We start from the raw sequence: 5,400 nt of genomic DNA, 5'->3' as shown, positions 1-5,400 counted from the left end.
GGCGGCCTCTGGAGCGCGGAAGCGTGCCTCTATCTCGCCGCCGCCGTGTTCGGCGTGCAGGCGCTGGTGATCTGGCTGTCGCCGGCGGTGGCGCTGGACCGGCAGCCGGACATGGTGGGGGATGAGGTGGCGGCACGGTGTTAGGCACAGCCGTCATTGGGAGGAGCGTAGCGGCGAAGCAATCCAGAATCTTTCCGCTGAGGGATACTGGATTGCTTCGCTGCGCTCGCAATGACGGAGTGTGTTGGGGCCGCCCGGCTAACTCGCCAGATAGCGCTCGTAGCTTCCCGTCACCGGCTCGCTCGCATCGACCTCGGGATCGAGCGTGTAGAGATCCTGCGCGCGGCCGATGCCGCGCAGGGCGTAGCGGCCGGTGGAGACGAGATAGCGCCGCCCAGCGGCATCCAGGCCCTTGTAGAACTCCGCGGAGGCCAGCAACTCGCGGTCGACCGAACGGCTCATCGAGGCGATGCGGCTGACCTCGTTGACGGTCGGGCCGACCACCGTGAAGTCGAGCCGGTCCTCGCTGCCGATATTGCCGTAAAAGACCTGGCCGACATGCAGGCCGATATAGGCTGACGTGGTGGGACGGCCATCGGCCTCGCGCCGCTTGTTCAGCGCCGCGACGTTCTTGCGGAACAGGTGCTCGGCGCGAAGCGCCGCGCGCCGTGCGTCGGCCATGTCCTCGCCCCAGAACATCGCGAGCACGCCGTCCCCGATCAGCTTGAGCACGTCACCGCCGGCATCGTGGATGGCGTCGATCACGGCCTGCGCATAATCGTTGAGGAACGGGATGATCTCGTCAGGGCCGATGCTCTCGCTGATCCCGGTCGAGCCGCGCAGGTCCGAATACCACAGCACGGCGTTGATGCGCTCGGTCACGCCGCGCGAGATGCGCCCGCGCAGCACCTGCTCGGAGGCATCGCGGCCGAGATAGACGCGGCCGAGCGTGCGCACGATGTCGACCTGCTGCGCCGACTTGATCGCGAGCCCCAGCACCGGCACGAGGTCGCGCAGCGCTTCCAGCTCGGCTTCGCTGAATCCACTGTCGCGCCGCGTGGTCCAGCAGGAGTAAAGACAGTCCATCAGGCCGAGCGCGCCGTTCTCGCCGAAGCGATGCACGAAGGCGAGATAATGCTTGTGACCCTTCTCGGCGAGCTCGCCGATCTGCGAGAAATCCATCGATGGCGCGTCGGCGAGATCGATCACCATCTCGTCGTCGCCGTTCTCGAGCATGTGGAAGAACACCGAGCGGCGCCAGCTCTTGGCGGCGTCACCGTCGGCGGTCGAGCCGTATTCGAACGCGTCGCTCTCGTTGCTGGCACGGTCGCTCCAGCGAAAGCCGCGGCCCTCATAGATCGGATGCAGCGTGTCGATCACGACGAGCCCGCGCGACAGGTCCAGCCCTTCGGCGCAGCAGCGCTCGCAGAAGCCGCGGAGCAGTTCGTTTTCGGGGAGGCCCGTGAGCCCCTGGCCGGTGAGCCAGTTCATCAGCGCAAGGCGCGAGGTCAATTGCATGCGCCATTATGGCGTGCATTCGTGACGAGCGGAAGGCCACGCGCGAACCTCGTGCATCCGAGGCTCCCGCCCACAGCAGGTCGAATATGCCGCAGCCGGTGTTGACGCGCTATCATGCCGGCTGCAAATGGAACCGATGACAACGCCGACCACAAATACAGGAATATGAGCCAGCGCCAGCTTCCGATCATCCTGGCGCTCGGCACCACGCAGACGCTGGCCTGGGCGTCCAGCTATTATCTGCCGGCGCTGATCGCCGATCCCATGGCGCGCGACCTCGGCGTCTCCTCCAACTGGATCTTTGGCGCGTTCTCGGCCTCGCTGGTGATCTCGGCGATGCTCGGCCCGCGCATCGGGCGGCAGATTGATCTCGTCGGCGGCCGGCAGGTGCTGTCGGCCTCGAACCTGACGATTGCCGCCGGCCTCGCGCTGCTTGGCTTCGCGCACTCCGTCCCGGTGATGGTGTTCGCCTGGCTCGTGCTCGGCATCGGCATGGCCATGGGGCTCTACGACGCCGCCTTCGCCGCTCTGGGCCGCATCTACGGCACCGAGGCACGCGGGCCCATCACCGGCATCACGCTGATGGCGGGCTTTGCCTCCACTGTCGGCTGGCCCCTCACCGCCTGGGGCCTCGCCCATATCGGCTGGCGCGAGACCTGCTTTGCCTGGGCGGCCGCCAACATCCTGATCGGCCTGCCGCTCAACTTCTTCATGCTGCCAGTGATCAAGGGCGCCAGGCAGGCGGCGGCCACGGCCGAGAAGCCGCATCTGCCGCTCGACCGCACCATGCTCCTGCTCGCCTTCATCTTCGCGGCGGTCTGGACCGTCACCGGCGCCATGGCCGCGCATTTTCCGCGTATCCTGGAGACGACAGGGGCCACGCCGGCCGAGGCGATCGCGGCCGGCGCATTGATCGGCCCGGCCCAAGTCGGCGCACGCATGTTGGAGGCCGGCTTCCTCAGCCGTTTCCATCCGCTGTGGTCGACGCGGCTCGCCTGCCTCACCCACCCGATCGGCGCGGTGATCGTGGCGATCTTCGGCGGCGCTGCGGCAAGCGCCTTCGCGCTGTTCCACGGCTCCGGCAACGGCATCTTGACGATCGCGCGCGGCACGCTGCCGCTGTCGATCTTCGGCCCGAAGGATTTCGGCTACCGCCTCGGCATCATCGGTGCCCCGGCACGGATGGCACAGGCGGTGGCGCCGCTCGCCTTCGGCCTGCTGATCGACCTCATGGGCGCCAGGGTGCTGATCGTCTCCTCCGCGCTCAGCCTGTCGGCGCTGGCCGCGCTGTTCCTGATCCGCACCAGGCCGCGGCCGGATTGACGGCACCGGAGCTTTCGCGCACAAGCGGGCCATGAGCGAAGACGCCGGCCCGCCCCGCACATTCAAAGGCATCCTGCGCTGGGCGACCACGCCGCCGCAGGCCTGGGGCGTCTACCTCCTCGCCCTCCTCTTGATCTGGCTGCTCTCGTTCTATGCCGGCACGCTGAAGCCGAAGAGGACGCCGGTGCCGAGCCCGCCCAACGTGACCGCGCCGAAGGGCTGATCCGCGCCTCAGTCGTAAAACTCCGGCGCCATCTTCTGGCTGTCGCGCTGGGCCTTGTCGTGGTTGATCCAGAGCTGCCCTTTCTCCTTGGCGAGCGTGTCGGCGATCTTCTGCATCGAGGCCGCGCTCTGGTCCTTGTCGACGTTCATGCCGGGCACGCGGCGGTTGTCCCAATTGTCTTTGAAGTGCACGGCATCGCCCGACAGCACCACGGCGCCGGTCTTCGGCAGTTTCACCAGCAGCGACTGGTGTCCCGGCGTGTGGCCGGGCGTCGACAGGATGGTCACGCTGCCGTCGCCGAAGACATCCTTGTCGCCGTTAAGCAGCTCGACCGGGTGCGAAGGCTTGAAGCGCGGTGCGTTGTTGGCGCCGGGCCAGTCATATTCGGCCTTCTGCACGTAAAGCAGGGCCTGCGGAAACAGCTCGACATTGCCAGTGTGATCGGGATGCGTATGTGAGACGGCCATCGCCTTGACGTCCTCCGGCTTGAGGCCGAGCTGTTCGAGCTGGCTGGCCAGCGTCTTCGGCCGCCGCCAGGTGACGGCCTTGGGGTCGGCCGGCACGAGACCGCCAGGCATGGAAGCGACGGAATCGGCAATGCCGGTATCCCACAGGAACCAGCCCTTGCTGTGCTTGACGAGATAGCAGCCGTCGACGAAGTCCATCGTCTTGCCCTCGTTCAGGCCGGGCGTCCAGCGCGAGATGTCGCCGGCGGTGCCCTCGCCGCAATTGAGGACGTAGAGCCTTTCGACGCCGGACTTTTCCGATTGCGCCAGCGCCGCGGGGCCGGACAGGGTCAGTGCAGCGATAAGGAGAGCGAGCTTGGTCCTGTGCATCATTGTTCCTCCCTTGCAGCCATGCAGGCCGACCGAGGAACAACCCCGGCCGCGCCGCAGAATTCCGGTCTCGTCAATGCGGGCAGGTCTCGACCTCCACCGTGACGTGGCTGAGGCCCTTCAGCCCGGCGAGCCGCCGCTTGTAAGCGGCCGGCTGCTTCGGCTGGTCCGACACCACCGAGAGCAGCACGGCACAATGGCCGGGACCGACCTGCCAGAGATGGAGGTCGGTGACGCGGTCGTCGCCGACCTCCATCCGCGAGCGGATCACCCGCTCCAGCTTCTCGTCGGCGCGCACGTCGAGCAGCACCGCACCTGACGACTTGACGAGGCCGAACGCCCAGCTCGCGATCACCGCGCTGCCGATTAGGCCGACGGCGGGATCGGCCCAGACCCATCCCGAATACATGGCGACGGCGAGCGCTGCGATCGCCAGCACCGAGGTCGCGGCATCGGTCATGACATGGACATAGGCCGCGCGCAGATTGTTGTCGTGATGGTGATGGCCGTGGTGATCATGGTCATGATCGTCGTGATCGTCATGCGCATGGCCGTGCTCGTGACCGTGATGGTGATGATGGTGGCTGTCGCGCAGCAGCCACGCGCTGGCGAGATTGACGCCGAGGCCGAGTGCGGCCACCGCCATCGCCTCGCCATAGACGATCGGCACCGGATTGATCAGCCGCAGCACACTCTCATAGGCGATCTCGACCGCGACCAGGCCGAGGATGATCGCACTGGCGAAGGCGGCGAGATCGCCGAACTTGCCGGTCCCGAAGGTGAAATGCGCATTCCCGAGGTGCCGCCGCGCGAACCGATAGGCGAAGGCGGCAATGCCGAGCGCCGCCGCATGCGTGCCCATGTGCCAGCCGTCGGCCAGCAGCGCCATCGACCCGAACAGCGAGCCGGCCACGATCTCGCCGACCATCATGACCAGCGTCAGCACGACCACGAGCCAGGTGCGCCGCTCGTTCTCGTCGTGCTTTTCGCCCAGGAAGGCGTGGTCGTGGGTCCATTGTTCGATGGAATGGGAATGCATCGAATTCTCCAGAAGATTCAGGTCGCTCGTCACGCAATATAGACCGGCCAGCGCCAATTCTCGAAGGTCCATCGTTCTCGCGGATTGACAGTGCTTCTTAGTTTCGCTGTAATCTGCCCCATGGGGATTTGAGCGATCTCCCCACGAGGCGACAGGCCCAAGCATCGCGTCCCGTTCAATTCTTGCGAGGACGCAACATGTCTACATTCACAGCGATATCGTCTGACAAATTGGCACGGCTGATCGGCACGGCGAACGGTCCTGCCCTGATCGACGTTCGGACCGAGGAGGATTTTGCCGCCGACCAGCGGCTGATCCCGGGCTCCATCAAGCTCAGCCACGACAAGGTGACGGACTGGGGCGGCGCATTCGCCGGCCGCCGCGCCGTGGTCTCATGCTTCCGCGGCGAGAAGCTCGCGCAGGGCACAGCGGCCTGGCTGCGCCAGCTCGGTGTGCAAGCC

6 protein-coding genes and 1 pseudogene are annotated in these 5,400 nt (G+C 66.5%); 4 read left to right on the top strand and 3 right to left on the bottom strand.

The annotated features are described in order from the left end of the window. Positions 1–144 (top strand): annotated as a pseudogene (locus tag MOV74_RS30450) (MFS transporter); the annotation flags it as partial. Between the two features lie 114 nt (positions 145–258). Here the strand turns inward: MOV74_RS30450 and MOV74_RS30445 are convergent. Next, the gene (locus tag MOV74_RS30445; RefSeq protein WP_246930482.1) at positions 259–1,518 is read right to left on the bottom strand and encodes an adenylate/guanylate cyclase domain-containing protein; all 1,260 of its coding nucleotides are present in this window, start codon (positions 1,516–1,518) and stop codon (positions 259–261) included. 165 nt (positions 1,519–1,683) lie between these two features. On the opposite strand from MOV74_RS30445, the gene MOV74_RS30440 reads away from it, so the two are divergent. Together MOV74_RS30440 and MOV74_RS30435 are read left to right on the top strand one after the other, a co-directional pair. Then, positions 1,684–2,841 carry an MFS transporter gene (locus MOV74_RS30440; RefSeq protein ID WP_246930484.1) on the top strand — a complete coding sequence of 386 codons (1,158 nt, stop codon included), beginning with the start codon at positions 1,684–1,686 and terminating at the stop codon, positions 2,839–2,841. A gap of 31 nt (positions 2,842–2,872) precedes the next feature. Beyond that, entirely contained in the window at positions 2,873–3,064 is a 192-nt protein-coding gene (locus MOV74_RS30435) for a hypothetical protein (protein ID WP_246930480.1), read from the top strand. Positions 3,065–3,072: 8 nt separating this feature from the next. Here MOV74_RS30435 and MOV74_RS30430 read toward each other — a convergent pair whose 3' ends face one another. Both MOV74_RS30430 and dmeF read right to left on the bottom strand, forming a co-directional pair. Further along, positions 3,073–3,903, bottom strand: a complete 831-nt coding sequence (locus MOV74_RS30430) for an N-acyl homoserine lactonase family protein (RefSeq protein ID WP_246930478.1) — start codon at positions 3,901–3,903, stop codon at positions 3,073–3,075. A 70-nt stretch (positions 3,904–3,973) separates the two neighbouring features. Further along, positions 3,974–4,939, bottom strand: coding sequence for a CDF family Co(II)/Ni(II) efflux transporter DmeF (gene dmeF / locus MOV74_RS30425; protein ID WP_246930476.1), 966 nt, complete (start codon positions 4,937–4,939; stop codon positions 3,974–3,976). Between the two features lie 197 nt (positions 4,940–5,136). On the opposite strand from dmeF, the gene MOV74_RS30420 reads away from it, so the two are divergent. After that, positions 5,137–5,400, top strand: a 264-nt coding sequence (locus tag MOV74_RS30420; RefSeq protein ID WP_404979194.1) for a rhodanese-like domain-containing protein, incomplete at its 3' end; no start/stop codon positions are given.

Source organism: Bradyrhizobium sp. SHOUNA76 (genome assembly GCF_023006445.1).
Taxonomy (GTDB): Bacteria; Pseudomonadota; Alphaproteobacteria; order Rhizobiales; family Xanthobacteraceae; genus Bradyrhizobium.
This window is presented reverse-complemented; position numbering and strand designations above follow the sequence as displayed.

Coding starts and splice junctions, on each gene's coding strand:
- MOV74_RS30430 (WP_246930478.1), bottom strand. CDS start 3,903: ATGATGCACAGGACCAAGCTCGCTCTCCTTATCGCTGCACTGACCCTG.
- MOV74_RS30435 (WP_246930480.1), top strand. CDS start 2,873: ATGAGCGAAGACGCCGGCCCGCCCCGCACATTCAAAGGCATCCTGCGC.
- MOV74_RS30445 (WP_246930482.1), bottom strand. CDS start 1,518: ATGCAATTGACCTCGCGCCTTGCGCTGATGAACTGGCTCACCGGCCAG.
- MOV74_RS30440 (WP_246930484.1), top strand. CDS start 1,684: ATGAGCCAGCGCCAGCTTCCGATCATCCTGGCGCTCGGCACCACGCAG.
- dmeF (WP_246930476.1), bottom strand. CDS start 4,939: ATGCATTCCCATTCCATCGAACAATGGACCCACGACCACGCCTTCCTG.